The sequence below is a fragment of the Vibrio vulnificus NBRC 15645 = ATCC 27562 genome, from assembly GCF_002224265.1.
Taxonomy (GTDB): Bacteria; Pseudomonadota; Gammaproteobacteria; order Enterobacterales; family Vibrionaceae; genus Vibrio; species Vibrio vulnificus.
On record NZ_CP012881.1, the window covers coordinates 3,045,718 to 3,070,000 of the forward strand.

Consider the following 24,283-nt stretch of genomic DNA (forward strand, 5'->3'; position numbering starts at 1 on the left):
CGTTATGCTTAATCAACTAAAATCAGTGGTTTATGGTTTTCTTTGTTCCCTCAGCTTTTCAGTTTTGTGTTTGTCGGCAAGTCGGCTTTTTTGAGCGCTGCTTTTCGGACTCTTATTCTTTAGCGCTGGAAATTCAGAGAATTGCCTCATTCAATTCTCGGGCAAGCGCGAGGTTAGGGCGGTTAGCTCAATCAGAAATCCATTTTTAGGTTTTCAAACTTCAAACCAGATTTGCCAAAATTCCGAGCCTGATTATCAAAACTATGATTCATTTCGGTTTTCTACGTTTTGGCTTTTGTTTCTGAATCAAAGTCGAGTTAATCTTGTTTTTAGTAAACGTAAGTCATTGAAGCTTAAGCATAACAAAGCGTTTAAGTGGGATTTGGCACGCGTGGCATTTTCGGTTTGCGTTGGGTTCAGTGATTAAGTCGCTGTGCGGTAGCTTTTGTAGTGCGTGCCTGCACCCCTTAACGCGGCGTTATATGCTTTCAAAATCTGTGAGTAAAAAGGAGCTTAAAATGATTCTAAATCATGTCTCAGTTGGTGTTTCAAATGTGGCATCTGCTGTGGCTTTTTACGATTCAGTTCTATCCGCATTATCGGTAAAGCGTTCGCATTACATTGAAAATGTGGCGGCTGCCTACGGTGAGAATTTTGAGTTTTGGGTAGGTTGTCCATGTGAAAATGGAGCTTCTTCTGATAACGGAACTCACATCGCTTTCAATGCGCCAAGTAAAGAAGCTGTTGACCTGTTTTATGCTACTGCATTAGAGCTTGGAGGCTCGTGTGCAGGTAAGCCTGGCTTACGTCCAGAGTACGCTGAGACTTACTATGCGGCATTTGTCCGCGATGCTGATGGAAACAAAGTTGAAGCAGTCTTTATGTAGTTAAAACAACGCATATAACAAAGCGTTAAAGCGGGACTTAGCACGCGTGGCATTTTCAATTTGCGTTGGGTTTAGTGGTTACGGCACTATGCGGTAGCTTTTGTATTGCGTGCCTGCGCCCCTTAACGCGGCGTTATGCTTAATTAAATAAAATCAGTGGTTTATGGTTTTTCTTTGTTCCCTTGGCTTTGCAGTTCGGTGTTTGTCGGCAAGTTGGCTTTTTTGAGCGCTGTTTTCTGGACACTTATTCTTTGGCGCTAAAAACTCTGAGAGTTGCCTCAGTCAATTTTCGGGTAAGCGCGAGGCTATGGCGGTTGGCTCAATCAGAAATCCATTTCTAGGCTTTCAAACTTCAAACTAGATCTGCCAAAGTTCCGAGCCTGAATATCAAAACTATGAGTCATTTCGGTTTTCTAATCTTTGTCTTTTGTTTGTGAATCAAATTCGAGTTAATCTTGGTTCTAGTTAATCGTAAGCCATTGAAGCTTAAGCATAACAAGGCGTTTAAGCGGGATTCATGCCGCGTGGCATTTTTGGTATGCGGTGGTTTTGGTGGTGAAAGTGGTCTGCGGAAAGTTGGTTTAGGCGGGATTCACCCCTTAACGCGGCGTTAGCCGTCATCAATAAACAAAGTTTGCCTAATGAGTAAAAAGGGTGTAGTTTTTACTCATGATTAAATTTGAATTTGATGAAAACAAAAGCAGAAGTAATCTCGAAAAGCATGGTATTGATTTTCATACAGCTCAAGGGTTGTGGAATGATTCAGATCTTATCGAGATCCCTGCTAACACGAGTGATGAGCCCAGATATTTGGTTGTCGGCTTACTAAACGGTAAGCATTGGTCAGGAGTAATTACCTACCGAGGTACGAATATCAGGATCATCTCGGTTCGGCGTTCACGGAAAGCGGAGGTAAGCCTTTATGAAAGCGCATGAATTTGATGCCAAGTTTGAAAGTGACGACGATGATATCGTAATGAACTTGGATCTATCGCAAGCTAAAAGACCGATGCATAAGCAAAAACGAGTCAATGTGGATTTTCCAGCCTGGATGCTTGAGTCCTTGGACAGAGAAGCGAGTCGTATTGGTGTAACACGTCAATCAATCATTAAAATTTGGTTGGCAGAAAGGTTAGAGAGCGTGTCTCATCATTCAAGTGTGAGATAAACGGCTAACAAAGCATTTAAGAGGGACTCACAACGCGTGGCATTTTTGCCATGCGTCTGTTTTTGTGATGAATTTGCTATGCATTAAGTGCTTTGTGCGTTGTTCGCCCCTTAATGCGGCGTTATATTGTTTTTGGAGTTCAGCGCTTGGAAATTGATGAAATAATGGCTTTAATTCGAGCGATCATCTTTGACCATTCTTGTAATGTTGAGAATGATAATGACCTATTCGCTATAGTCTCGGTGAATACGAGTGATGCTTACAACTCAATTATGGACAGTTTCTACTTATTAGAAGATACCCAATTAGCGAAGCATTCGTTTTTAGAACGAAATTCCTCGTTATCGATTGGCGAGTTGTACTTGTACTTTTATGGTGTTCTCAATGCTGTTTATATGCAACAGCAAGCTCTGTTAGTTTTACTCAGAAAAATGGGGATAGAATTTGAATTGAGTGAACTTCAAGGTTGTACAATCTTTGATATTCGAAACAGTTTCGCTGCGCATAGCGCAAATCGAGGTGGTAAAAAAGTCAAAGAACATAGCTTTGTATTAAATCGCCGCGCTCTTCGACAGGGAAAATTAAAGGGATACTCTGCGAATCATGAGAGTGGCTTTCTATCCCACGATACAGATGTTTCAACGTTGATTTCTGAGTGGGACAAAGTTATTTCTAAGTATCTAGAAAGCATCTTTAACATGGTAAAAGAGAACTATGAAGCCACAATATAACAAAGCGTTAAAGAGGGACTTGTCACGCGTGGCATTCTCGGTTTGCAATTTGTTTCGTGGTTAAGGCGTATGCAGTCACTTTTGTAGTGCGTGCCTGCGCCCCTTAACGCGGCGTTATGTTTAGTCACGTAAAATCAGTTGGTTGCATCTTTTCTTTGCATTCTCGGCTTTCTAATTTTGGTCTTGTCGGCAAGTTACGTTTAGTGCTCGCTGTTTTCTGGACTCCAATTCGTGGGCGCTAAAGGTTCAGAGAGTTTCCTCATTGAAATGCAGAGTGTAGGCGAGGTGAGTTAAGTGATTTTGATTTCAAAGTTAAAGCCCGGCTTTTCGGTTTTCCACGTTAAAACTCAAAGTCAGAACATTCAAAATTATGAGTTAATTCAGATTGTTAGCGTCTGGTTTTGGTTTGCAAAGGTAAGTCGAGTTAAGCTAATGGTATTGCAAACTTAACCCTTTGGGCCTTAAACATAACAAGGCGTTCAAGAGGGATTCATGCCGCGTGGCATTTTTAGTTTGCGGTGATTTTTGTGGTGAAAGTGGTCTGCGGAAAGTTGGTTTAGGCGGCACTCACCCCTTAACGCAGCGTTATGAGCACCCCAATAAAATGGTTCAGTAGTAATGTTTTATAAAGAGCGAGAAGCTACAGTTGACGACTATGAGTTTCTCTTTGAATTAAAGAAATTAGCAGAGTTTGATGCAATAAAGTCAGTGTTCGGTTGGGATGAAAGCTTGCAATGGAAGTTGCATTTGGCAGAGTGGAACGAGGCAAAACCAACAATCATAGAAATTGATGGAAAGCGTGCAGGTAGTTATCTCCTTCAAAACAAAGGTGGCAGCCTATACTTTGGCCGATTTTTCTTGCTTCCAGAATTTCATGGTAAAGGTATTGGCTCAAGCATCCTAAAACAGTGTATTGCGATAGCTTCAAAAGAAAATAAACGTATAGAACTGTGTTATTTACAAGGTAGTCGAGTTGCTAATTTGTATGGTCGTCATGGTTTTTCAGTTACATCTGAAAACGAAAATTTTGTGTTTATGGAGCGTTTGGCTTCGTGCTCATAACAAGGCGTTTAAGTGGGATTCATGCCGCGTGGCATTTTTGGTTTGCAGTGAGTTTTGTGGCGAAAGTGGTCTGCGGAAAGCTGGTTTAGGCGGCATTCACCCCTTAACGCAGCGTTAGGTGAATTGGGGGAATAATGCAGCAAGTTTTAGAAACAGAACGTTTAATCCTTAGGCCATTTGAACACTCTGATGCAGAGCAAGTATCTGTGTTGGCCGGTGATAAACGAATCGCAGAAATGACGGCAAACATACCGCATCCATATAAAGTTTCAGATGCAATTTCATGGATCGAAACACATGAAGTTGGCTTTGCCAGCGGAGAGAGCATTGTTTATGCGATTGTCCGTAAAGAATCGTTAGAGCTTATTGGAGCCGTGAGTTTGCCGAGCTTAAAAGATGGCCAAGGAATCTTGGGTTATTGGTTGGGCGTTGATTTTTGGGGGCAAGGTTATGCGACAGAAGCATCAAAGGCATTAATTGAGTACGCAAAAGAAAGTCATGGATTGCGAGAGTTAAAGGTCATGCATCTTGTTGGTAATGACCGTTCAAAGTCAGTTATCGATAAACTTGGTGTTACTTACGTAGAAAATCAAACACTTCGTATGCAAGGTGGTGAGAGAGAAGTTTGCGTTTATCTTTCAGCGGTATAAATTCACTTAGTATCAAGTTTGAAGTGCGACACTTTCTACAGATGCGCATGAATATACTCCAGTGGTGTTCTATACCCAAGTCTTTTGCGTGGGCGCGTATTTAATTTGTGTGCAATTTCATTGCATAGCTTCTGTGTCACGTGTGACATGGAAGTTCGTTTTGGTAAGTATTGTCGTATCAAACCATTGGTGTTTTCATTAGTGCCTCGCTCCCATGAGTGGTATGGGTTTGCAAAGTAAAACAGACAGTTATGGTGTTTTTCTAGTTGTGCGTAACCATGAAATTCAGTGCCGTTATCCGAAGTTATCGTCTTAAAAGGTAAGTCAGAGCGGGTCATGATTTTGCTCATTCTTACGTTGAGCGACTCGCTTGTTCTATCGTCCATTTGCCCGATAAAAGTGTAGCCAGTCATTCTGTCGACTAAAGTCACGATACAGTGCTTGGTTCCGCGGCCAACGACAGTATCAATTTCCCAATGACCAGGCTCTTTTCGATGCTCAGCATTTTCTGGTCTTTCGGTAATATGACGCTTATTTGCAAGCCGTCCTCGACTGTCTTTTGAGTTGTACCTTTTACGCCTTTTCTTGGAAGATTGCCGTAGGTGTTTCCATAGTGTTCCACCGAGAGCTTTGTCGTTCCAAACGTGCTGATAAATGAGCTCGTGGCTCATTGTTGGATAGCCTCTCATTCTTAGATATCCGACGATTTGGTCAGGGCTCCAATCCAGTCGTAGCAAGGCCTCAGGTAACCTAAAGTCGCTTTTGCTGTAGCGCTTGTTTCTGCGCGAGCGGCTCAGCCGGTTACGAGCCATTTGCTGTGCCCGCCGTGGTTGATAAGAGTACCTATCGAAGAACTTGTTGTAACGACAATTGCGTTCAATTTCTCGATAGATAGTGGCTTTATGGCGCCCCAGTTGTTTAGCTATTTTAGCGGTACTAATTCCTTGCTTTCTGAGCGCAGAAATCATATATCTTTCGTTCTCAGTGAGGTGTGTGTATTTCATGTTTTTTACTTCTTGGCGGGAGCAAAGTTCATGATTATCGCACCTTACTGTTTTTATGTTCAGAGGTGTCGCACTTCGTACTTGAATCCAAGTTTGTATACTCAACGAAAGAATGGATTTGCTGTGGAAGTATCGGAGCTCCGTGGTGAAGGTATTGTTAGAGCGAAGACTTACCTCGAAATACATGGAATCATAAATAGTGATAGCTTAAACGGAGTATGGTCCAATTTAAGTAGCTTCAACAAAGTAAGGAATTGCTTAGTACATTGTAATGGTTATGTAGACTCATATAAAAATAAAAAACAAATCATCAGCATTGTAAATGGTTCTACTTACTTAAGTTGGGATGATAAAGGTAAGTTAGTTATTGATAAAGAGTACTTGGAATTTATCACTGGTGAAGTTGAAAAATATTTACTAGAAGTTCATAGGCAAATTTTCAAAAAAAAACGCATAACAATCGGCGTTTTTCAAGGTAGTTGTCATCATTCGCTTAGTTATTAAGCGGCTTTTCTTTCTGGATTTAGATGAACCTCACCAACGGGTTCACAGTTCCTTATCTTGCCTGACCAACGCTCTGGGTGTCGCTCTCTTGCTATCGACAACACATCCGAACGACGTCTTAAAATCTCGCTATCTTTACCACTGTGACGCTCTGATGGCGTAACGTAATTTAACTTACTGTGCTTGTGCTCGGTGTTGTACCAACGTACGAACGCCTCAACCCAACTACGACTTACATCGAGTTGTTCAAAGCCTTTTGTTGGCCAGCTAGGCATGTACTTCACTGTGCGGAACAGCGACTCAACATACGGGTTATCATCACTGACTCTCGGGCGACTGTATGATGAAGTAATACCAAGCTCATCCATTTTCGCTCTGAACGTCAGTGACTTCATTGGCGCACCATTGTCCGAGTGAAGTACCAGTGGCTGATTAAAGCATTGCTCGCGCATCAGCGTCCGCTGCAATAACTGTGACGCTAACTCACCGCATTCACATTCGTAGACATCATAGCCAACGATTTTTCGGCTATAGATATCTTCAATCACGTAGAGAATAGTGCTGTCCCTTAACCACAGATGGCAAGTACGTAATGTCCCATGTGTACACCTGATTGGGACCTGTTGCCGTATAACTTGTTGGCTTGGCCTGCCTTTGTCGACTTCGCTGACGACCTCGGGTATGAAGCTGACCTTCTGCTTTCAAAACCCGATAGTAGCTCGACTCTGAAGCAATATACTCACCATTATCAAGCAACGTCGGGACAATTTGAGTTGGTGGTAAACTTGCGTATTCAGGGCGGTTGCACACCTCAATAATCGCATTGCGCTCTTGCGGTGATAGCTTGTTAGCAGGCACAGGTCTAACGCAGGTCGGTCTTTTGTCTGTCCGTATTTCACCTCGCTGATACCAGCGTCGATACGTTCTCAAGTCGATTTGAACTTCATTGCAGGCGTACTCTAGACGGCAGCCACTTCGCTTGGCATCGTGGATAAGAGTGAGCAAGTATTGCCTTTCATCGGTTGAGGTTAATCTTCCTCTGGCTCTTCCCCGTAAAAGGCTCTCAGCTTTTTTCGAAGAACCAATAGCGCCGCCGTTTCCGCTAACGCTTTTTCTTTAAAGCGTAACTCTTTTTTCAGCTCTTTAATTTCAAGTTTGTCAGCTTTAGCTTGTTTCTTGGCTTCAGCCTCACGCTCTTTAGCAGACATAAACCCTTGCATACACTCACTTCGCCAACCTTGCACTTGTTCAGGGAACAAGCCTTTCTCGCGGCAATACTGACTGAGTTCATTCTCCGTCATCGAGTAAGTTTCAGCGACAATGGCGAGTTTAGTTTGAGCAGACCACTGCTCTGATGAAGTATGACTATTTGGCACAGCGGCTCCTGAACGTCTAAGTTGCTGCCGCCAATGATACAGGGTGGCAGTGCTAATACCTTCCTCTTTTGCTACTTGGCTTACAGACATTGAATAAGGAGGCAGTAGCTTCTTCAATATGGCTTCTTTTCTTTCTGTTGGAATGCGATTCAAAACTCACTCATTACCACCCAAACTGGTTAAATTTTAACAGTGACAACTATCCTGCCAGAGGGGGGAAGGGTAAAGTTACGAACACGAGTTTAGACAGCTCTGGTGGAATAGACTTTCTTGATTTGGGTAGTAGTGACTAGCTACATAACAAACGCTTTAAGACGGATTCGCAACGCTCGACGGTTTTGGTTTGATTTGACTTTTGTGTTTACGGTGCAATAGTCGAGTTTTTTGGTAGCGTTGCTCACCACTTAAGCGGGCGTTATGTTTAGTCACGTAAAATCAGTTGGTTGCAGATTTTTTTGCTTTCTAATTTTGGTCTTGTCGGCAAGCTGGCTTTCGGTGGTCGCTGTTTTCTGGACTCCAATTCGTGGGCGCGAAAAATTCTAAGAGTTGCCTCATTAAAGCTCAGTGCGTTTATGAGTCGAATAAAGCGTCTTGGTTTCAAAGTTTGAGCTCCAGTTTTCGGTTTCTCACGCTAAAACTCAAAATCATTAGAATCAAATTTATGAGTTAATTCAGCTTTTTAGCGTTTAGTTTTGGTTTGCAAAGGTAAGTCGAGTTAAGCTCTTGGTATCGCAAACTTAACCCTTTGAGCCTTAAACATAACAAGGCGTTTAAGCGGGATTCATGCCGCGTGGCATTTTTGGTTTGCAGTCAGTTTTGGTGGTGAAGGTGGTCTGCGAAAAGTTGGTTTATGCGGCATTCACCCCTTAACGCAGCGTTATGCTTAATCACGTAAAATCAGTTGGTTATGGTTTTTCTTTGTTCCCTCGGCTTTTCAGTTCGGTGTTTGTCGGCAAGTTGGCTTCTTAGAGCGCTGTTTTTCGGACATTTATTCTTTGGCGCTGGAAATTCAGAGAGTTGCCTCAGTCAATTTTCGGGTAAGCGCTAGGTTAGGGTAGTTGGCTCAATCAGAAATTTGATCTTAGGTTTTTTCGTTTTGGCTGCCACAGTTCAAAGTCTGATTTTCAAAATCATGAGTCATTTCAGTTTTTTGGTTTTTGGCTTTTGTGTGTAAATCAAAGTCGAGTTAATCTTGGTTTTGGTCAAACGTAACCCATTGAAGCTTAAGCATAACAAGGCGTTTAAGAGGGATTCATGCCGCGTGGCATTTTTGGTTTGCAGTGAGTTTTGGTGGTGAAAATGGTCTGCGGAAAGTTGGTTTATGCGGCATTCACCCCTTAACGCAGCGTTAGGCGCCTATGAAATGGACTACGGAGTATTAGCTAATGAAACTCGAAGAACAAATTGAAAAGTTATCAGACATAGGGTTGTTGCTCAATGAAGGTGTGACTATTAACGATTTGCTACTTTCATATTCGAGAGAAGAATATGAATCGAATCCTTTTGATCTAATTCTTTTTGTATATGGAATAGAGATTGAAGAAGAGCCATGGGGACGGTTTGTTTGTGATCAAGCTTGGAACTTCGATGTAGAGGCGATTGAAGACGACGGTTCCTATGCTGAAATCGTAAAGCAGTTCCATCGAATTACAGGCAGAGCTAAGAATTTAGAAGGGTTGCGAGATAGCGTAAACCTAGAAGAACATTATGCAGAGCTTCGGTATTCAGTCGATGGTGTTAATAGGCTGCTGAAGCCTGAAATAGACGATGATTGGGCAGATGCGAAAACTATAGAAATTATACTAAGCGATTTACGTCAACCGGGATTTGACTTCTATCCAAAGGATAATGGGCAAGCCAGTATCTGGTTCTACCTGTCTGAAAGTCAGGCTATAGAGTTAAACAAACTCGCCAATAATGTGTTCAATTTAGAACGTAAACCATGGTGGAAAGTATGGTAGTTCTCAGTGAGTTCAAGACGCCTAACAAGCAATTTAAGAGGGATTCACAACGCTTGGCACTTTTGCTTCTACTTCAAATTTAGTGTTTACGGTACAATGCGTTAGGTTGGGTAGTGGCGTTGTTCACCCCTTAATTGGGCGTTAGTTTACCAGTGAAGATCATCACCCTAAATCCAATCCTAGGGTGAAATCTTAATTACAGGTGGTTCTGCGGAAGTTGTGATTGACCGAGTACAGCAACAACTAAAATGAAGCCATCTTCTTTTGTAAAGTAAGCGGTGTGCTTGCCTACAGGGAAATAAAAACCACTTGGGTATATCTCATCGCAACTGCGACCAACAGCCGGGTTGTCAGCAAGCATTTGAAACCCTGTTAGTAAGGTATCTTTGTAGCTTCGCCATTGCATCTCAGAGAAATTGTTGACGGTATAGTTTCTGATTTTTTGTAAATGAGTCTGTGCTAATTTACTTAGCTTATATTTATTCTTTTGCATAATGGGTTATAAGGCGTTTAAAAAGTCTTCACCATCAACCACATTGCCTTGTGCCAAGTCTTGCTTAGCTGACTCGAAACAATGTCTCAGGTAATCAGTTTTCATTGCCTCCAGCTCTTCATAGTCTTTAATCGACATAACAACTACGGCATCTTTGCTATTTTTGCTAATTTTCACTGGCTCACGTTGAGCGCTCAGAAGTAACTCACCAAAATTACGTTTGGCATCATTTGCTGTTAATGTGTGCATGATCACTCTCCAAATCTGGAATCACAGTAAGATTATAGTTGTTCGCACGAAATGGTCAATATGATTAAATCGTGCGATTTGTGCAAAGGGTAAACTAACAAGCAATTTAAGAGGGATTCTCAACGCTTGGCATTTTTGCTTCTACTTCAAATTTAGTGTTTATGGCACAATGCTTTAGGTTTGGGTGGAGGCGTTGTTCACCCCTTAATTGGGCGTTATGTGAAATATGCGTCAATACTCACATTATAATGAAGGAGGTTTGAATAAAATTTCATTTTAAATCAAGATCTAGGATTCAAAATGGAAGATTTGCAAGTACAAAAAAATGAAGTTAAAGATTCAAAATCCACAACTACAAAGGTCACACTTGAGCAAACAAATGTAGTTTTAACTATAGCGATAAAAATAGTAGTAATCGGTGTCTTACTCGCCTCTTTCATTGCTGGCAAGTCTGTCTATCAACAGTACGCACATTACGGACCGAGTTGTACGGAAAATGCATCGAGTTTTCAATATTGGATCGATAAAGACGGGAAAGAGAAAGGGAAAATTGTTTCCGTACATCAATCACGTTTGCAAACAGAAAATGGAACAACACAGTGCTTTGGTCAGTTTCAAACAGAGAGTGGGCAATATAAGGATTGGAGTGGGTCTATTATTGAGCTAATGAATAAAGAAGTTGTTGGTTGGGCTAGAGTCTCCAAATAATTACACATAACAAGGCGTTTAAGCGGGATTCATGCCGCATGGCATTTTTGGTTTGCAGTGAGTTTTGGTGGTGAAAGTGGTCTGCGGAAGCTTGGTTTATGCGGCATTCACCCCTTAACGCAGCGTTATAACACAGAATCAACCTCTTGCTCAAAACGGTTGGTTGAACTATTATTTGTACGTTATTTTGTACTAATTGGAGTTCAATATGAGTCGTATTCATTTCGATCAAGATATTCAGCCGTTATCTGAATTTCGTGCAGGTGTAGCTTCTTACATAAAACAAATCAATGAGACTCGCCGTCCATTGGTCATTACACAACGTGGTAAAGGTGTTGCTGTTGTTCTTGACGTTGCAGAGTATGAAGCAATGCAAGAGAAAATTGAATTACTAGAAGAAATGCGTACAGCTGAAGCTCAATTAGCTTCAGGTCTTGGTGTTTCCAATGCTGATGCTCGCGCTCAAGTATTGGGACGCATTAAGAAATGAAAGTAGTTTGGTCTCCTTTAGCGCTTCAAAAGCTAGGCGATGCAGCGGAGTTTATTTCTTTGGATAATCCATCTGCGGCAGAAAAGTGGGTAAATGAAGTTTTTGATAAAACTCAACTCCTTGGAAGTATGCCTGAAATGGGGCGCTTTGTTCCTGAAATGCCCCATACGAACTATCGCGAAATCATCTTTGGTCACTATCGGATTATCTACAGCTTAAGTCATGAAATCCGCGTACTAACAGTTCGTAATTGTCGCCAAATATTGTCTGAAGATGACGTGTAAAACTGTGTTATAACAAGGCGTTTAAGACGGATTCACAACGCGTGGCATTTTTAGTTTAATTTGGCTTTAGTGTTTACTGTGCAATGGTTTAGGTAAGGTGGTTGCGTTGTTCACCACTTAACGCGGCGTTATGTTTAGTCACTTAAAATCAGTTGGTTGCATCTTTTCTTTGCTTTCTCAGCTTTCTAATTTTGGTCTTGTCGGCAAGTTACTTTTAGTGGTCGCTGTTTTCTGGACTCCAATTCGTGGGCGCGAAAAATTCTGAGAGTTGCCTCATTAAAGCTCAGTGCGTTTGTGAGTCGAATAAAGCGTCTTAGTTTCAAAGTTTGAGCTCCAGCTTTCGGTTTTTCACGCTAGAACTCAAAATCATTAGAATCAAATTTATGAGTTAATTCAGCTTTTTAGCGTCTGGTTTTGGTTTTTAAAGGCAACTCGAGTTAAGCTCTTGGTATCGCAAAACTTAACCCTTTGAGCCTTAAACATAACAAGGCGTTTAAGAGGGATTCATGCCGCGTGGCATTTTTAGTATGCGGTGAGTTTTGGTGGTGAAGGTGGTCTGCAGAAGCTTGGTTTATGCGGCACTCACCCCTTAACGCAGCGTTAGGCTAATAAGGAGAAGTTCAGTTGATATTCGGAGAAATTGAGTCATTTGTATCTTTAGTTGAAAGGGTAATTAAGCCTTTCAAAAAGGGAGACAAAACACCTCAGGAACTTTTATCTACTCGTCTAGTTAGTGTTTTTGAAGCTCATGGAGTCCATAGAAATCAAATTCCTAATGTTATCGGGCATGGTTTAACATTCCATGATGTTAGTAGTGACAAACGTCTTCTTGAAAAGCTAAATAACGAAATTCTGACTTCTACATGTAATCTCTTCGGTATAAACCGAGATTGGTTAGACGGCTCATCAGAAGAGGTTTACCCAACCTATAACTTTTATAAGTACCCGCAGAAATTTAGTAATTTTCTCTCTGAACTAGTAACAAAATGTGGTTGTGAGAACCTTGATGGAGTGTTACTTACTGTCGATAAAGTCGACCGAGGAACAGAGTCTGTCCTCATTCTGCAAGAGACTTTAGGTCATATTAATAATAAGCCTTACTTTCGTTACTACCTTTGTAGTGGCTGGGTATTCTCCTATTGGAAGTCACGTGGATATATAGCTGCAAGTGTTGCGATGTGCTGGAAAAATCAGGTTTATGTTCGAGGTCTATATCTAGATGCATCAACAGTCAGCCGCTATGCTAGTGGGGAGTCCTTATTAAACTTTGGTCAAGACGGAATCCATTTTCCTAATGGTGTTCGATGGTATGCGGAAGACTTAGCTGAAGATCCAGAAATGTATCTGAAAAATGTTGACCCAGAAGAAAACAAGTATGGTCTAGATGCTGCATTATCTTTATGGTTTCAGTTAAACAATCAAGGCTTCCTAGACACTGGTTACTCTGATGGCACGGTTCTTAAAAAGTTTAGTGACGCTCGTGAAAAATTAGCCTAACAAAGCATTTAAGAGTGATTCGCAACGCTTGGCGTTTTCGCTTCGCTCAAGTATAGCCAAGCGTAGCTCACACCTTAATGCGGCGTTATGCTTAATTACGTAAAATCAGTGGGTTATGGTTTTTCTTTGTTCCCTCGGCTTTTCAGTTTTGTGTTTGTCGGCAAGCCGGCTTTTTTTTCGCTGTTTTTCGGACACTTATTCTTTGGCGCTGAAAATTCAGAGAGTTGCCTCAATCAATTTTCGGGTAAGCGCGAGGTTAGGGCGGTTCGCTCAATCAGAAATCCATTTCTAGGTTTTCAAACTTCAAAATGGATTTGCCAAAATTCCGAACCTGAATATCAAAACTATGATTCATTTCAGTTTTCTACGTTTTGGTTTTTGTTTGTAAATCAAAGTCGAGTTAATCTTGTTTTTAGTAAAACGTAAGCCATTGAAGCTTAAGCATAACAAGGCGTTTAAGCGGGATTCATGCCGCGTGGCATTTTTGGTATGCGGTTGGTTTTGGTGGTGAAAGTGGTCTGCGGAAGGTTGGTTTATGCGGCATTCACCCCTTAACGCAGCGTTATACAACACACTTCATGAACACTCGTCTTGATGCATTTGAATTACTAATGTAACATGCTGTTTTTATTAAATTAGTTGGTTAAAAATATGACAAAATTTACAGAGTATAAAGTGGTGCACATTGTTGAAGGTGGCTGCGGTACAATCCTGCTTGGGGCTAGTGGTTTGCCTGTACAGAAGATGGAAGCAGAGCTTAATAAATATGCACAAAGTGGATGGCAAGTTGTATTCCAAGTAGTTGAACAGAAACGCTTTATGCTGTTTTGGAAAAGAGAAGCAGTGATCATTACTCTGGGTCGCTAAGCTTGCTTAAGTACATCTCTTTGAAATTGATTCATCGCTACCAAGCTAGCGGTGGATCAAAGCAGTTGTTGAATATTGAATGTAATTTTGAGCCAACATGCTCTGAATACACAAGACAATGTATTGCAAAGTACGGAGCAGTAAAAGGTTGGAAGCTTGGTTTGGCGAGAATTAAACGTTGTAATCAACCGAATCTCGTTGAAAAAATACATGATGAGGTGCCTTAATGCGAATGTTTGAATCCACTGAACAGTTAGAAGAAAACGAAGAGCTGCTAAGAAAGCAGGTGAACTTGTTACCTGAAGTACAGAAAAAAGAATTTTATAATCGCCAATCAAAACAGCTCAAAGATCCTGACACCTATGCAACGTTGAATTGGCTTTTCCTTGGTGGTTTTCACCATTGTTATCTTGGCAAATACGGATTGTTTGCATTGGAAATAACAATCCTATTAGTAAGCGTTGTTGGTCTTGTCTTAGGTCACTCCAGCGCACTTCTAATCCTCATGTTGCTAGTAATTTATGAGTTACCACAATTGTTCTTTTCTCAAAAAATAGCCCGACAACACAACTATGACTTATCTTGTAAAATTTTTAATGACGTCAGACGCAACTAGACTAAAACTTTTTGTATAACAAGGCGTTTAAGAGGGATTCATGCCGCGTGGCATTTTTGGTTTACAGTGAGCTTTGTGGTGAAAGTGGTCTGCGGAAGCTTGGTTTATGCGGCACTCACCCCTTAACGCAGCGTTATGCTTAATCAAGTAAAAGTGTGCCGTGGGCACAGGATCCTGTTATCTAAGGAAGGTAAACAGGAGAATGAGCATAAGCTCATGAAGAGATGGAGGTAGGCCCTCCAGAGTCTGCTGTCGGAAGTCGGCTCTAAACCACTTTCAAGTGGCTGTTATTAAGAGTAATGGTCAGAAGCGTTGAAGGAAAGTCAGAATAGAATTCTGGCAAGGTAGAGTGCAAGGAGATGAGTAATCCCGAACCCATGTGGACGCGTCGTTAATTAGAACCAGCATCAAAACTGAGGTCGTTTTATTATCTCAGGACGAGTACACCGGTAAATTCCGAATGCTGGGTGTGCGGTGCTCGGCGTAAAGTGGGCATGACTTTGCACTAGGCTCTTTGTGGGAACCACGGGAACCAGTCATCACGATGTAAAGGAAGAAATATAAATGACTAAATTCATGAGTATGAGAGTACCGATGCGTGATACTGGGGCGGAGCAATTCGTAGTAGTGATGAAGGGCTTGTAATGAGCGTGGAGCGAAGGGATTGCGTCAAGTCGGTTGGAACGATGACTCAACTGCCGACAGGCAGGAGGAGGTCGCACGGACAACCAAAACCTTTTGCAATATCCAAATGGGATGTAATGACTGCGTTCGAGAAGGTAAAAGCCAACAAAGGCGGAGCCGGAGTGGATGGAGTAACGATAGAGGACTTTGAAAAAGACCTTAAAAACAACCTTTACAAGATATGGAACAGAATGTCATCGGGGTCCTACTTTCCCACACCGGTCGCAGCGGTAAGTATACCGAAAAAGTCTGGTGGAGAGAGGGTATTGGGTATCCCAACGGTCAGCGACCGAGTGGCGCAAACTGTGGTAAGAGACAAGCTTGAAATCATGCTCGAGCATCACTTCCTAGATGACTCTTACGGCTATCGAGTGGGTAAATCTGCTCATGATGCGATAGAAGTCACTAGAAGACGATGTTGGCAGTATGATTGGGTACTAGAGTTTGATATCAAAGGTCTCTTTGACAATATTCGTCATGACTTGTTGATGAAAGCGGTAAAGAAACATGTTCAGCTCGCTGAAGAGAGTCAGAGCCGGGATTATCAATGGATAACACTGTACATCGAAAGGTGGTTAGTTGCTCCGTTACAGAAAGCAGATGGGACGCAAACAGAAAGAGAGTTAGGAACGCCACAAGGTGGCGTGGTAAGCCCAGTGCTTGCCAACCTATTTCTTCACTATGTTTTTGATAAATGGCTGGAGAAGAATTATCCAGACAACCCATGGTGTCGATACGCAGATGATGGACTTGTCCATGCAAGGACAAAGCCGAAAGCGGAGAAGTTGAGGGATGAGCTAGCGAAGCGCTTCAAGGAGTGCGGACTGGAGATGCACCCAATTAAGACGAAGATTGTTTACTGCAAAGATGATATTAGACGAGGGTCAGGTAAGCATATAGAGCATAAACAATTTGATTTTCTAGGGTATACCTTCAGGGCCAGAACAAATAAGTGTAAACGTACAGGTCAACTCTATAATCGATTCCTGCCTGCGGTCAGTATGGCAGCAAAGAAAGTCATGCGAAGGCAAATCAGAGAGCTAAGAGTTCGCCAGGAAACGCAGTACAGCTTAGAGCAATTAAGCAGATGGTTAAGTCCAATGCTGAATGGTTGGATAAACTACTACGGAAAGTTCAGGCGAAGCGAATTAGACTCGGTATTCAGACACTTCAACAAGACTTTAGTACGTTGGGCGAGAAGGAAATTCAAATCGCTAAAATGTCACAAAAGTCGAACCGTAGCGTTCTTTGATAAGCTATCGGCTCAATGCCTAGATTGTTTCCTCACTGGAAATTTGGTTCAGCAAGAAGTTTTACTTGATGGGAGCCGTATGAGCTGAGAGGTTCACGTACGGTTCTGCGAGAGGCTGCTGGGGTGGTTCCGGTGGCCTACTCACCTCAGTGATTTATGGTTTTTCTTTGCTCCCTCGGCTTTTCAGTTTTGTGTTTGTCGGCAAGTTGGCTTCAGTGGGCGCTGTTTTCTGGACACTTATTCTTTGGCGCTGGAAATTCTGAGAGTTGCCTCAGTCAATTTTCGGGCAAGCGCGAGGTTAGGGCGGTTGGCTCAATCAGAAATTTGATCTTAGGTTTTTGAGTTTTGACTGCCAAAGTTCAAAGTCTGATTTTCAAAATTATGAGTCATTTCTGTTTTCTACGTTTTGGTTTTTGTTTGTAAATCAAAGTCGAGTTAATCTTGGTTCTATTAAAACGTAACCCATTGAAGCTTAAGCATAACAAGGCGTTTAAGCGGGATTCATGCCGCGTGGCATTTTTGGTATGCGGTGGCTTTTGGTGGTGAAAGTGGTCTGCGGAAAGTTGGTTTATGCGGCATTCACCCCTTAACGCAGCGTTAGGCTACAGCAAGTCGCTATAAAATGGAGATGGAAATGGAAAATCTGAATACCGTAGAAATAAAGTCATTCGTCCCCGCTAAAGACTTTGAAATCTCTAAGCGCTTTTATCAGACAATGGGTTTTGAAATGGCATCTGAGTTTGACGGCATCGCATATTTCAAATCAGGCTCTTGTTCTTTCTTGCTTCAAAACTTTTACGAAGCTGCTCACAGCAATAATTTTATGATGCACCTCTTAGTTGAAGATGCTCAAAGTTGGTACACATGTTTTAAAACTCAACCTAGACAAAGAGTTTGGTGTAAAGATCACAGAACTTATTGAACAGCCTTGGGGAATGCTCGAGTTTTGTTTAACAGACCCGAGTGGTGTGTTGTGGCGCGTAGCCGAAAATCAGTAGCCTAACAAGCAATTTAAGAGGGATTCACAACGCTTGGCACTTTTGCTTCTACTTCAAATTTAGTGTTTACGGTACATTGCTTTAGGTTTGGGTGGTAGCGTTGCTCACCCCTTAATTGGGCGTTATGTTTACTTGTATTTCAAAGGCTTAAATGTCTTGGGCTCTAGTTCTTTGTCCCTCTGGCAATTCGTCCCTAGTAGACTCAGCAAATCCGAATTGCCGGTCTAAGTTCTTGAATCCGGCGTTTTTCAAGGTAGTTGTCATCATTCGCTTAGTTATTAAGCGGCTTTTCTTTCTGGATTTAGATGAACCTCACCAACGGGTTCACAGTTCCTTATCTTGCCTGACCAACGCTCTGGGTGTCGCTCTCTTGCTACCGACAACACATCCGAACGACGTCTTAAAATCTCGCTATCTTTACCACTGTGACGCTCTGATGGCGTAACGTAATTTAACTTACTGTGCTTGTGCTCGGTGTTGTACCAACGTACGAACGCCTCAACCCAACTACGACTTGCATCGAGTTGTTCAAAGCCTTTTGTTGGCCAGCTAGGCATGTACTTCACTGTGCGGAACAGCGACTCAACATACGGGTTATCATCACTGACTCTCGGGCGACTGTATGATGAAGTAATACCAAGCTCATCCATTTTCGCTCTGAACGTCAGTGACTTCATTGGCGCACCATTGTCCGAGTGAAGTACCAGTGGCTGATTAAAGCATTGCTCGCGCATCAGCGTCCGCTGCAATAACTGTGACGCTAACTCACCGCATTCACATTCGTAGACATCATAGCCAACGATTTTTCGGCTATAGATATCTTCAATCACGTAGAGGTAATAGTGCTGTCCCTTAACCACAGATGGCAAGTACGTAATGTCCCATGTGTACACCTGATTGGGACCTGTTGCCGTATAACTTGTTGGCTTGGCCTGCCTTTGTCGACTTCGCTGACGACCTCGGGTATGAAGCTGACCTTCTGCTTTCAAAACCCGATAGTAGCTCGACTCTGAAGCAATATACTCACCGTTATCAAGCAACGTCGGGACAATTTGAGTTGGTGGTAAACTTGCGTATTCAGGGCGGTTGCACACCTCAATAATCGCATTGCGCTCTTGCGGTGATAGCTTGTTAGCAGGCACAGGTCTAACGCAGGTCGGTCTTTTGTCTGTCCGTATTTCACCTCGCTGATACCAGCGTCGATACGTTCTCAAGTCGATTTGAACTTCATTGCAGGCGTACTCTAGACGGCAGCCACTTCGCTTGGCATCGTGGATAAGAGTGAGCAAGTATTGCCTTTCATCGGTTGAGGTTAATCTTCCTCTGGCTCTTCCCCGTAAAAGGCTCTCAGCTTTTTTCGAAGCACCAATAGCGCCGCCGTTTCCGCTAACGCTTTTTCTTTAAAGCGTAACTCTTTTTTCAGCTCTTTAATTTCAAGTTTGTCAGCTTTAGCTTGTTTCTTGGCTTCAGCCTCACGCTCTTTGGCAGACATAAACCCTTGCATACACTCACTTCGCCAACCTTGCACTTGTTCAGGGAACAAGCCTTTCTCGCGACAATACTGACTGAGTTCATTCTCCGTCATCGAGTAAGTTTCAGCGACAATGGCGAGTTTAGTTTGAGCAGACCACTGCTCTGATGAAGTATGACTATTTGGCACAGCGGCTCCTGAACGTCTAAGTTGCTGCCGCCAATGATACAGGGTGGCTGTGCTAATACCTTCCTCTTTTGCTACTTGGCTTACAGACATTGAATAAGGAGGCAGTAGCTTCTTCAATATGGCTTCTTTTCTTTCTGTTGGAATGCGATTCAAAACTCACTCATTACCACCCAAACTGGTTAAATTTTAACAGTGACAACTATCCTGCCAGAGGGGGAATCTCTCAGCTCGCAAAACATGCCAATGTTCGTGGGTTGCTTCATTGTCAGGTCGTGGTGGCTGGCTTCTTGTTTAACTGACTCAAAGTCGCTTCTAGGTTCTTAGCCAGTTAGCATTTCGGCTTGGCAGTTGCCTCGGCAATTTGCCATTGTTCTGCGCTTTGGTTGGAAAGAGAGGGCGTTTGTTGGAGTTTTGTCGGGTTGCCTCATTGGGCAGGGAAGTGTTCATACTTGTTTTGGGTTGGTCGCATTTGGTGGTCAAGTGAGTATTAGTCTTGTGACTAGGCTCAGAAACTACAGCGAGAAATTCAGTTCTTTGTCATGTAAATCAATCGTTTGTAGTAAAACATAACAAGTTGCTTAAGAGGGATTCCCAACGCTTGGTATTTTTGGTTTAAACTTGGCTTCAGTGATTACGGTGGCAAGGTTTTGGTTTTGTGATAATGCGTTGCTCACCCCTTAGCAAGGCGTTATGTTTCCGGAGGGAAAGTTGAATTATCCAGAGTGGGATGAGTCCGTAAGTGATAGAGCTATTATTAGTGAGTTCTATGACCAATTACTGAAACGATATCCAGAAGTCCGAGAGGATATAGAGTTTAATGAAGGTTTGTTGCACCTTGATATGGCTAGTTTGCAGAGAGTGGCGGAAAAGCTGTGCAAAGAGAGGAAGTTAGCTGAACTAGAAAGTTGCTTTCTCTGGGTTAACTCTTTGTTTTGCCGGAGTAGAAATGAATTGTTAAACGCCATAAATGTTTCATTTCTAGAGTGCTTTCTGTATTCCCCGTGCCTGAGTAAACAGGAGTTCAAAAATGCTATGCCCCCGGAGTTGTATCAAGGCTATGAAGAAATAATGAGTTATATCGAGGAGCTGGGGAAACAGAGTATTTCACAATAAGTACTTGAAACATAACGGCGTTTTTCAAGGTAGTTGTCATCATTCGCTTAGTTATTAAGCGGCTTTTCTTTCTGGATTTAGATGAACCTCACCAACGGGTTCACAGTTCCTTATCTTGCCTGACCAACGCTCTGGGTGTCGCTCTCTTGCTATCGACAACACATCCGAACGACGTCTTAAAATCTCGCTATCTTTACCACTGTGACGCTCTGATGGCGTAACGTAATTTAACTTACTGTGCTTGTGCTCGGTGTTGTACCAACGTACGAACGCCTCAACCCAACTACGACTTACATCGAGTTGTTCAAAGCCTTTTGTTGGCCAGCTAGGCATGTACTTCACTGTGCGGAACAGCGACTCAACATACGGGTTATCATCACTGACTCTCGGGCGACTGTATGATGAAGTAATACCAAGCTCATCCATTTTCGCTCTGAACGTCAGTGACTTCATTGGCGCACCATTGTCCGAGTGAAGTACCAGTGGCTGATTAAAGCATTGCTCGCGCATCAGCGTCCGCTGCAATAACTGTGACGCTAACTCACCGCATTCACATTCGTAGACATCATAGCCAACGATTTTTCGGCTATAGATATCTTCAATCACGTAGAGAATAGTGCTGTCCCTTAACCACAGATGGCAAGTACGTAATGTCCCATGTGTACACCTGATTGGGACCTGTTGCCGTATAACTTGTTGGCTTGGCCTGCCTTTGTCGACTTCGCTGACGACCTCGGGTATGAAGCTGACCTTCTGCTTTCAAAACCCGATAGTAGCTCGACTCTGAAGCAATATACTCACCATTATCAAGCAACGTCGGGACAATTTGAGTTGGTGGTAAACTTGCGTATTCAGGGCGGTTGCACACCTCAATAATCGCATTGCGCTCTTGCGGTGATAGCTTGTTAGCAGGCACAGGTCTAACGCAGGTCGGTCTTTTGTCTGTCCGTATTTCACCTCGCTGATACCAGCGTCGATACGTTCTCAAGTCGATTTGAACTTCATTGCAGGCGTACTCTAGACGGCAGCCACTTCGCTTGGCATCGTGGATAAGAGTGAGCAAGTATTGCCTTTCATCGGTTGAGGTTAATCTTCCTCTGGCTCTTCCCCGTAAAAGGCTCTCAGCTTTTTTCGAAGAACCAATAGCGCCGCCGTTTCCGCTAACGCTTTTTCTTTAAAGCGTAACTCTTTTTTCAGCTCTTTAATTTCAAGTTTGTCAGCTTTAGCTTGTTTCTTGGCTTCAGCCTCACGCTCTTTAGCAGACATAAACCCTTGCATACACTCACTTCGCCAACCTTGCACTTGTTCAGGGAACAAGCCTTTCTCGCGGCAATACTGACTGAGTTCATTCTCCGTCATCGAGTAAGTTTCAGCGACAATGGCGAGTTTAGTTTGAGCAGACCACTGCTCTGATGAAGTATGACTATTTGGCACAGCGGCTCCTGAACGTCTAAGTTGCTGCCGCCAATGATACAGGGTGGCAGTGCTAATACCTTCCTCTTTTGCTACTTGGCTTACAGACATTGAATAAGGAGGCAGTAGCTTCTTCAATATGGCTTCTTTTCTTTCTGTTGGAATGCGATTCAAAACTCACTCATTACCACCCAAACTGGTTAAATTTTAACAGTGACAACTATCCTGCCAGAGGGGGGAAGGGTAAAGTTACGAACACGAGTTTAGACAGCTCTGGTGGAATAGACTTTCTTGATTTGGGTAGTAGTGACTAGCTACATAACAAACGCTTTAAGACGGATTCGCAACGCTCGACGGTTTTGGTTTGATTTGACTTTTGTGTTTACGGTGCAATAGTCGAGTTTTTTGGTAGCGTTGCTCACCACTTAAGCGGGCGTTATGTTTAGTCACGTAAAATCAGTTGGTTGCAGATTTTTTTGCTTTCTAATTTTGGTCTTGTCGGCAAGCTGGCTTTCGGTGGTCGCTGTTTTCTGGACTCCAATTCGTGGGCGCGAAAAATTCTAAGAGTTGCCTCATTAAAGCTCAGTGCGTTTATGAGTCGAATAAAGCGTCTTGGTTTCAAAGTTTGAGCTCCAGTTTTCGGTTTCTCACGCTAAAACTCAAAATCATTAGAATCAAATTTATGAGTTAATTCAGCTTTTTAGCGTTTAGTTTTGGTTTGCAAAGGTAAGTCGAGTTAAGCTCTTGGTATCGCAAACTTAACCCTTTGAGCCTTAAACATAACAAGGCGTTTAAGCGGGATTCATGCCGCGTGGCATTTTTGGTTTGCAGTCAGTTTTGGTGGTGAAGGTGGTCTGCGAAAAGTTGGTTTATGCGGCATTCACCCCTTAACGCAGCGTTATGTTTAATCAGGTAAAATCAGTTGGTTGCATCTTTTCTTTGCTTTCTCAGCTTTCTAATTTTGCTCTTGTCGGCAAGTTACATTTAGTGGTCGCTGTTTTCTGGACTCCTATTCGTGGGCGCGAAAAATTCAGAGAGTTGCCTCATTGAAATTCAGTGAATTTGCGAGTGAATGAAGCCATCTTAGTTTCAAGTTTTCGGTTTTTCACGCTAAAACTCAAAATCATTAGAATCAAATTTATGAGTTAATTCAGCTTTTTAGCGTCTGGTTTTGGTTTTCAAAGTTAAGTCGAGTTAAGCTCTTGGGATCGTAAAACTTAACCGTTCGAGCCTTAAACATAACAAGGCGTTTAAGTGGGATTCATGCCGCGTGGCATTTTTAGCTTGCGGTGATTTTTGCGGTGAAAGTGGTGTGCGGAAACTTGGTTTATGCGGCATTCACCCCTTAACGCAGCGTTATATCAAATTTACATCACACATCTAAACTGTATGTATATACATGAGTCTGCATTGGTATATTATTCTCCGATCTTTTAGTTATAGAGTTATAGAATGACCAACCACCTAGAAGCTGGCATCAGAGAGCTAGTCGAAGAATTTCAATCTAATGGTAAACCTTGCCCTTCAGCACAAACAATCGCTGAACGCCGTGCTGGTTATATCGGTAGCACCGCACTAGCAGGCGAGAGTCCTAAAATTGAAAGTGAATACTTAGATGTACTCAATGGTATTCCAGTTAAGATTTACAAGCCCACAAGTGAAGCGAACTTACCTATCGCGGTCTATTTTCATGGAGGTTGTTTCATCAGTGGTGGTTTTGAAACACATGATGTTCAGCTAAGACAAATTGCTCTTCTGTCCAACGCTATAGTTGTTTGCATTCAATACAGACTGGCACCGGAACATACTTATCCAGCAGCACATGACGATGTATACCAAGCTGTACTTGGTATTAAGGAGCAAGCGCATAAGTATGGTGGTGATTCAGAGCATTTGGTATTTATAGGTGATAGCGCAGGTGGGCAGTTAGCTTTGGCTACAACGCTTAGGTTAAAGAAGCTAGAACAGTGGTTACCTCGTCAGCAGATTCTTATCTATCCAATGTTGGATCCAAAAGGTAGTACGCAGAGCTACAGAGAAAACGCTTCAGATTACATTATAACGGCAGATATGCTTCTTTCTGGCTTCGAGCTATACGCGAACTGTAGCTGCCAAGAAATTAATGAACCAGAGCTTAACCTTTTAAATGGTGACTTTAGTGGTTTGCCTACCACTACTATTATCACAGCAGAGTTTGACCCATTACGTGATGAGGGCGAGCAACTATACAAGTTGATGCTTGCACAAGGAGTTGAGGTTTACCGAGAGTATTATTTAGGTGTCATTCATGGTTTCTTTCAGTTGTCTGGTGTGTGTAATTCAGCAAAGCGTTGTATCACGGCAATTGCAAACCAAATAAAAAATTAGATATAACAAGGCGTTCAAGTGGGATTCATGCCGCGTGGCATTTTTGGTATGCGGTTGGTTTCGGTGGGGAAAGTGGTCTGCGGAAAGTTGGTTTAGGCGGCATTCACCCCTTAACGCAGCGTTATACGAAGTGTCCAAAACTTCCGTTGTTTCTCGTTCTTGTTGCCTTTGGCAGTGTATTTTGAATCGGCCTTTTCTCGCGCAAAATGTGGGTAGGGCAAGTTAATCGGCAGACTGTTTTTTGCTGAA

At 42.6% G+C, this 24,283-nt stretch carries 22 protein-coding genes and 5 pseudogenes; 20 read left to right on the forward strand and 7 right to left on the reverse strand.

The genetic code is table 11. From position 1 onward, the window contains the following. Positions 1-518 precede the first annotated feature (518 nt). The 6 genes from AOT11_RS14730 to AOT11_RS14775 all read left to right on the forward strand — a co-directional run bounded on the left by AOT11_RS14730 (position 519) and on the right by AOT11_RS14775 (position 4,498). The gene (locus AOT11_RS14730) at positions 519-887 is read left to right on the forward strand and encodes a VOC family protein (protein WP_061778614.1); all 369 of its coding nucleotides are present in this window, start codon (positions 519-521) and stop codon (positions 885-887) included. 669 nt (positions 888-1,556) lie between these two features. After that, positions 1,557-1,823: a BrnT family toxin gene (locus tag AOT11_RS14745; protein WP_000589156.1), complete on the forward strand. Its 267-nt coding sequence runs from the start codon at positions 1,557-1,559 to the stop codon at positions 1,821-1,823. Next, positions 1,810-2,055, forward strand: a complete 246-nt coding sequence (gene brnA / locus AOT11_RS14750) for a type II toxin-antitoxin system BrnA family antitoxin (protein ID WP_017420747.1) — start codon at positions 1,810-1,812, stop codon at positions 2,053-2,055. Before AOT11_RS14745 ends, brnA begins: the two co-directional genes overlap by 14 nt. A 146-nt stretch (positions 2,056-2,201) precedes the next feature. Continuing rightward, positions 2,202-2,786, forward strand: a complete 585-nt coding sequence (locus AOT11_RS14755; protein WP_017420746.1) for a hypothetical protein — start codon at positions 2,202-2,204, stop codon at positions 2,784-2,786. A 618-nt stretch (positions 2,787-3,404) separates the two neighbouring features. Beyond that, the gene (locus AOT11_RS14765) at positions 3,405-3,848 is read left to right on the forward strand and encodes a GNAT family N-acetyltransferase (protein ID WP_017420781.1); all 444 of its coding nucleotides are present in this window, start codon (positions 3,405-3,407) and stop codon (positions 3,846-3,848) included. A gap of 134 nt (positions 3,849-3,982) precedes the next feature. Then, positions 3,983-4,498 carry a GNAT family N-acetyltransferase gene (locus tag AOT11_RS14775; protein WP_061778615.1) on the forward strand — a complete coding sequence of 172 codons (516 nt, stop codon included), beginning with the start codon at positions 3,983-3,985 and terminating at the stop codon, positions 4,496-4,498. 35 nt (positions 4,499-4,533) lie between these two features. Here the strand turns inward: AOT11_RS14775 and AOT11_RS14780 are convergent, their stop codons facing one another. Further along, positions 4,534-5,502, reverse strand: coding sequence for an IS30-like element ISVvu6 family transposase (locus tag AOT11_RS14780; protein WP_026050379.1), 969 nt, complete (start codon positions 5,500-5,502; stop codon positions 4,534-4,536). Positions 5,503-5,625: 123 nt separating this feature from the next. On the opposite strand from AOT11_RS14780, the gene AOT11_RS14785 reads away from it, so the two are divergent. Further along, on the forward strand, positions 5,626-6,006 hold the full coding sequence (locus tag AOT11_RS14785; protein WP_017420745.1) for a hypothetical protein: 381 nt from the start codon (positions 5,626-5,628) through the stop codon (positions 6,004-6,006). Here AOT11_RS14785 and AOT11_RS14790 read toward each other — a convergent pair. Then, positions 6,003-7,535 (reverse strand): annotated as a pseudogene (locus AOT11_RS14790) (IS3 family transposase). The gene AOT11_RS14785 and the pseudogene AOT11_RS14790 sit on opposite strands and share 4 nt — an antisense overlap. A 1,232-nt stretch (positions 7,536-8,767) precedes the next feature. Here AOT11_RS14790 and AOT11_RS14805 point away from each other — a divergent pair. Next, positions 8,768-9,343, forward strand: a complete 576-nt coding sequence (locus AOT11_RS14805) for a hypothetical protein (protein WP_017420807.1) — start codon at positions 8,768-8,770, stop codon at positions 9,341-9,343. A gap of 196 nt (positions 9,344-9,539) precedes the next feature. Here AOT11_RS14805 and AOT11_RS14810 read toward each other — a convergent pair whose 3' ends face one another. Together AOT11_RS14810 and AOT11_RS14815 are read right to left on the reverse strand one after the other, a co-directional pair. Continuing rightward, the gene (locus AOT11_RS14810; RefSeq protein WP_017420806.1) at positions 9,540-9,836 is read right to left on the reverse strand and encodes a type II toxin-antitoxin system RelE/ParE family toxin; all 297 of its coding nucleotides are present in this window, start codon (positions 9,834-9,836) and stop codon (positions 9,540-9,542) included. 6 nt (positions 9,837-9,842) lie between these two features. Then, the gene (locus AOT11_RS14815; protein WP_000557295.1) at positions 9,843-10,085 is read right to left on the reverse strand and encodes a type II toxin-antitoxin system Phd/YefM family antitoxin; all 243 of its coding nucleotides are present in this window, start codon (positions 10,083-10,085) and stop codon (positions 9,843-9,845) included. Positions 10,086-10,385: 300 nt separating this feature from the next. Between AOT11_RS14815 and AOT11_RS14820 the strand changes: the two genes are divergently transcribed. From AOT11_RS14820 to AOT11_RS14895, 10 genes and pseudogenes are all read left to right on the forward strand, one after another. Continuing rightward, positions 10,386-10,793: a hypothetical protein gene (locus AOT11_RS14820; RefSeq protein ID WP_017420805.1), complete on the forward strand. Its 408-nt coding sequence runs from the start codon at positions 10,386-10,388 to the stop codon at positions 10,791-10,793. A 208-nt stretch (positions 10,794-11,001) separates the two neighbouring features. Beyond that, a complete protein-coding gene (locus AOT11_RS14830; protein WP_017420803.1) occupies positions 11,002-11,283 on the forward strand; it encodes a type II toxin-antitoxin system Phd/YefM family antitoxin in 282 nt (93 codons plus the stop codon). Beyond that, on the forward strand, positions 11,280-11,567 hold the full coding sequence (locus AOT11_RS14835) for a type II toxin-antitoxin system RelE/ParE family toxin (protein WP_017420802.1): 288 nt from the start codon (positions 11,280-11,282) through the stop codon (positions 11,565-11,567). Before AOT11_RS14830 ends, AOT11_RS14835 begins: the two co-directional genes overlap by 4 nt. A 624-nt stretch (positions 11,568-12,191) precedes the next feature. After that, positions 12,192-13,064 carry a hypothetical protein gene (locus AOT11_RS14845; RefSeq protein WP_017420690.1) on the forward strand — a complete coding sequence of 291 codons (873 nt, stop codon included), beginning with the start codon at positions 12,192-12,194 and terminating at the stop codon, positions 13,062-13,064. Between the two features lie 115 nt (positions 13,065-13,179). Continuing rightward, positions 13,180-13,361: pseudogene (locus AOT11_RS24175) on the forward strand (hypothetical protein); the annotation flags it as partial. Between the two features lie 354 nt (positions 13,362-13,715). Continuing rightward, complete coding sequence (locus AOT11_RS14860; protein WP_017420689.1) at positions 13,716-13,931, forward strand: DUF4177 domain-containing protein; 216 nt, start codon at positions 13,716-13,718, stop codon at positions 13,929-13,931. 20 nt (positions 13,932-13,951) lie between these two features. Continuing rightward, the gene (gene yidD / locus AOT11_RS14865) at positions 13,952-14,158 is read left to right on the forward strand and encodes a membrane protein insertion efficiency factor YidD (RefSeq protein WP_255209451.1); all 207 of its coding nucleotides are present in this window, start codon (positions 13,952-13,954) and stop codon (positions 14,156-14,158) included. Continuing rightward, positions 14,158-14,547, forward strand: coding sequence for a hypothetical protein (locus AOT11_RS14870; protein ID WP_017420688.1), 390 nt, complete (start codon positions 14,158-14,160; stop codon positions 14,545-14,547). The genes yidD and AOT11_RS14870 overlap by 1 nt, the downstream gene beginning before the upstream one ends. Before the next feature lie 761 nt (positions 14,548-15,308). Continuing rightward, positions 15,309-16,571 (forward strand): group II intron reverse transcriptase/maturase, encoded by a 1,263-nt coding sequence (gene ltrA, locus AOT11_RS14880; protein WP_237342676.1) that lies wholly within the window; start codon positions 15,309-15,311, stop codon positions 16,569-16,571. A gap of 546 nt (positions 16,572-17,117) precedes the next feature. Beyond that, positions 17,118-17,481, forward strand: a pseudogene (locus tag AOT11_RS14895) (VOC family protein). Between the two features lie 278 nt (positions 17,482-17,759). Here AOT11_RS14895 and AOT11_RS14900 read toward each other — a convergent pair. Together AOT11_RS14900 and AOT11_RS23920 are read right to left on the reverse strand one after the other, a co-directional pair. Further along, a protein-coding gene (locus AOT11_RS14900; protein WP_392396600.1) for an IS3 family transposase occupies positions 17,760-19,294 on the reverse strand; the annotation gives its coding sequence in 2 pieces (ribosomal slippage) (positions 17,760-18,832 and positions 18,832-19,294; 1,536 coding nt in all). 26 nt (positions 19,295-19,320) lie between these two features. Beyond that, positions 19,321-19,509 (reverse strand): annotated as a pseudogene (locus tag AOT11_RS23920) (hypothetical protein). Positions 19,510-19,849: 340 nt separating this feature from the next. On the opposite strand from AOT11_RS23920, the gene AOT11_RS14910 reads away from it, so the two are divergent. Further along, the gene (locus AOT11_RS14910) at positions 19,850-20,254 is read left to right on the forward strand and encodes a DUF7674 family protein (RefSeq protein WP_223848395.1); all 405 of its coding nucleotides are present in this window, start codon (positions 19,850-19,852) and stop codon (positions 20,252-20,254) included. Between the two features lie 54 nt (positions 20,255-20,308). On the opposite strand, the pseudogene AOT11_RS14915 reads toward AOT11_RS14910, so the two are convergent. Further along, positions 20,309-21,841 (reverse strand): annotated as a pseudogene (locus AOT11_RS14915) (IS3 family transposase). 1,278 nt (positions 21,842-23,119) lie between these two features. Here AOT11_RS14915 and AOT11_RS14930 point away from each other — a divergent pair. Further along, positions 23,120-24,034: an alpha/beta hydrolase gene (locus AOT11_RS14930; protein WP_017420771.1), complete on the forward strand. Its 915-nt coding sequence runs from the start codon at positions 23,120-23,122 to the stop codon at positions 24,032-24,034. Positions 24,035-24,283 lie beyond the last annotated feature (249 nt).